The 3,163-nt window shown below is 63.6% G+C and carries 4 protein-coding genes; 2 read left to right on the top strand and 2 right to left on the bottom strand.

Going from position 1 to position 3,163, the window contains the following annotated elements:
- Nucleotides 1-889, top strand: an 889-nt coding sequence (locus VK519_RS15965) for a beta galactosidase jelly roll domain-containing protein (RefSeq protein WP_324351375.1), incomplete at its 5' end; no start/stop codon positions are given.
- A 62-nt stretch (nt 890-951) separates the two neighbouring features.
- Complete coding sequence (locus tag VK519_RS15960) at nt 952-1,263, top strand: hypothetical protein (protein ID WP_324351374.1); 312 nt, start codon at nt 952-954, stop codon at nt 1,261-1,263.
- A 34-nt stretch (nt 1,264-1,297) separates the two neighbouring features.
- Here the strand turns inward: VK519_RS15960 and VK519_RS15955 are convergent, their stop codons facing one another.
- On the bottom strand, nt 1,298-2,590 hold the full coding sequence (locus VK519_RS15955; protein ID WP_324351373.1) for a M56 family metallopeptidase: 1,293 nt from the start codon (nt 2,588-2,590) through the stop codon (nt 1,298-1,300).
- A complete protein-coding gene (locus tag VK519_RS15950) occupies nt 2,583-2,945 on the bottom strand; it encodes a BlaI/MecI/CopY family transcriptional regulator (protein WP_324351371.1) in 363 nt (120 codons plus the stop codon). The genes VK519_RS15955 and VK519_RS15950 overlap by 8 nt, the downstream gene beginning before the upstream one ends.
- Between the last annotated feature and the right edge of the window lie 218 nt (nt 2,946-3,163).

Genomic DNA, 3,163 nt, shown 5'->3' with positions numbered 1-3,163 from the left:
CTCGCCGATCTGGAACAGCGACGATTACGGCTTCCATCATGGCGCGGTGTGGTACCGCGGCCACTTCAAGGCCACGGGCCACGAAACCGGGATCATCCTCGGCGCCGACATGGGCGTGCACCTTGGTAACCATGGCGTGTTCACCGTATGGCTCAATGGCCAATACCTCGGCAGCAATCCCAGCAGCTCGCAGCTTTTCAACATCGATCCTTCGTGGCTGCAGCCGGGCAAGGACAACGTCCTTGCCGTGCTGGTGGACAACATGGGCCACAACCAGGAAGAGAGAAACGGCGTCACCAAGGAGCCGCATGGCCTGTACAAGGCGACGTTCCTCGGCTCCGATGCCGCGATCCTGTGGCGGATGCAGGGGAACCTCGGGGGCGAGGACGGCATCGACAAGACGCGCGGGCCATTCAACAACGGCGGCCTTCACGGCGAACGCATGGGCTGGTCACTGCCTGGTTTCGATGACAAGTCCTGGAAGGACGCAACGCTGCCCTCGACGGCGAACGAGGCCGGCGTGCAGTGGTACCGCACGAGCGTCACGCTCGATCTTCCCCAGGGCCAGGATATTCCCATCGCGCTGAAGATCGAGGATTCGGCGGAACGCCCTTATCGCGCGTTGATCTTCATCAACGGCTGGCAGGTGGGTCGTTACATCAACGACGTGGGGCCGCAGCATGAGTTCGAACTGCCCGCGGGGCTGCTGCATGCGCACGGTTCGAACACAATTGCGATTGCGTCGTGGAGTACCGCAGCTGGCGGCGGTCTGGGCAAGGTATCGCTAGTGGCGCAGGGAAATGTCACCACTTCGTTGAAGATTGAAGACGTGGCGGCGCCCGGCTATCGGGACCTTGAGGGGAAGATAAAGGCGTCGTCAGGGCGCTGACACGCCCGGTATGAATTCGCGTGCTAGATTCAGGGCGCGTTTCCACCGGACGGAGTGTGCCCATGATTGCTGCCCAAGACCTGGAACTTCATGATGCGCAACTCACTGGCGTGGAGGTGCGTCCAACGACGCGGGAGGTTGCCGTCTCCGTTCGCGCGTTCGTCGGCGTCTCGCCCAACACCAGGACCAAGCTAACGGTGCTTTTCAAGGGAGTGAAGCAGTTCACCCAGAATATGGATTTCCTCGCCATGGAGGATCATTCCAGCGCCGGGAACATCAACTATTGGTCACCGGCGCTGCAGGCGGGAACCACATACATCTATCTGGTTGACGGCGTGATAGCGGTTGAACACGAGTCGATCGCACTCACCTGACGTAGCCGGCGCCCGTCACCATTTACCCGATGGACTAACTCTTTCGCGCCTCTTCCGCTGCCGGGCACCCGGCAATCGTCGTGATCGACACTTGCGGCCGGCCGTCGAGCTCGCGGAAGTCCCAATTGCCCTGGCTGCCCAGCTCGGTCTGTTCGCTGGGGAAGATCTTGGCGTACTTGCCCTTGTCGTCGCGGATGCTGCCGCGCAGGTTCACCTTGACGGCGTTGACACCGGCGGGCGTCGTGGTGATGTCGAGCGTCCACAGGGGCTTGCCGTTGGCATCGGCGTCGCCTCCGGAGATTGTGCCGGGTTCCCCAGCGCGCAGGCAGATTTTTGGCGTGGCCACGACCTTCTGGTGCAGGGTGATGGCCAGCGACATCTGGTACAGGCCACCCGCGGTGGAGGCCGGTGCCGGTGCGGTGGAAGTGAACGCCACACTGGTCACCATCATCGCGGTGGCAGCGAGGAGGATCTGGCCACAGGCGCGTGTGAGGGGACGCGTTTGCTTGTTCTTCAACATGGCGATGCGCTCGGTGAGGGGATGGTACGAACCCCACGCGTTGCCGACCGGCAAGCGCAGGACGGAAGGCTGGTGGCTCCTGACCAGGATGTCGGCGTAGACACGTACATCCTGTTGGCGCCGTGCGAGCACCAAGGCATCGCAGGCGAGTTCCTGGTCCCGGCGAAAGGCGCCAAGCGCCCACCACGCGGCTGGGTTGAACCACATCACGGCCACCGCCGCGTGTGCCACCAGCAGCCACAGGCCGTCCCGGCGGGCGGCGTGGGCCTCCTCGTGGGCCAGCACCAGCTGCTGCTCGCGAGGGGAATAGCGGTAGTGGAAGTCCGCGGGCAGCACGATCATGGGCCGGAACGCGCCCACTATGGCAGGCCCGATGTCACTGCGTGCGGCAAGCACTACTGGCCATGGGCCATCGTGCGCATGGGGCGTTGCTGCACGCATGCGATGGCGATATCGCAGCTGCGATGCGATTGCGGCGATGGTAAACGTCGTGGCGCCTGCCATCCATAGCAGGCAAATCCATAGTGCGTAGTCGCGGCTGGTCCCCATTGTCGCCGGCAAGGCGGGCACGTCGACTGCGGCGGCGGCTGCGACGAACCATGGCGCCTGGCTTGCCGGCACATGCAGGCCAAGCGGTCGAAGTACCGCACCAAGCAGGGCGAGCGCAGGCAGGGCCCAGAGCTGCCAGGCGCGGACGGCGCCGAAATAGCGGCGGAACAACGGGCGAAGCAAAGCCACCAGCGCCACGGTCGTTGTGAATGCGCCCACGGCGAACGCGCCTTGCCGCAGCAGGTCCAGGCTATTCATCGTCAAGCTCCTTGAGCAGCTTGCGCAGCTGGGCCTTGTCCCGCGCCGATAGTTTCGTGTGCGCGGAGAAGTGCGCGACGAGGGGCGCTACGCGACCGCCGAAGAGCCGGTCGAGCAGGCTGGTGCTCTGCTGGGTGATGTAATCGTCGCGGGTAAGCACGGGGGAATAGAGGTAGCGACGACCTTCCCGCTCGGCGCTGATCGCGCCCTTGTTAAGCAGGCGATTCAACAGTGACTTTACCGTGCCTTCCTGCCAGCCCTGGCTTTCCCCTACCTGGGAAAGCAGTTGTTCGGTCGTCATGGGCGAAGAGGCCCACAAGGCATGCATCAATACCGCTTCGGCATCGCTGATCATCGCGCCCACCTTCTTTCGTGGGCCAACGATCACACTTGTAAACGATGTTGTCAAGCACCGATTACGTGCGTGAACACAAGGCCGCTCCCGGCCACCTAGATTCGCTGCCAGCCGCTAAACCCGGTGAACATCGCGGTGCTCACCAGGAGCACGCCAACGCAGCGCGCCGCCATCATGCTGGTCCCGGGCTTTCCCTGCAGCCAACCGCGTACATGCCC

Origin of the sequence: Pinirhizobacter sp., assembly GCF_035317885.1 — a bacterium.
Lineage (GTDB): Bacteria > Pseudomonadota > Gammaproteobacteria > Xanthomonadales > Rhodanobacteraceae > Pinirhizobacter.
This window is presented reverse-complemented; position numbering and strand designations above follow the sequence as displayed.

Excerpts from the sequence above, each read along its gene's own strand:
- VK519_RS15955 (WP_324351373.1), bottom strand. The coding sequence starts at position 2,590 with ATGAATAGCCTGGACCTGCTGCGGCAAGGCGCGTTCGCCGTGGGCGCA.
- VK519_RS15960 (WP_324351374.1), top strand. The coding sequence starts at position 952 with ATGATTGCTGCCCAAGACCTGGAACTTCATGATGCGCAACTCACTGGC.
- VK519_RS15950 (WP_324351371.1), bottom strand. The coding sequence starts at position 2,945 with ATGATCAGCGATGCCGAAGCGGTATTGATGCATGCCTTGTGGGCCTCT.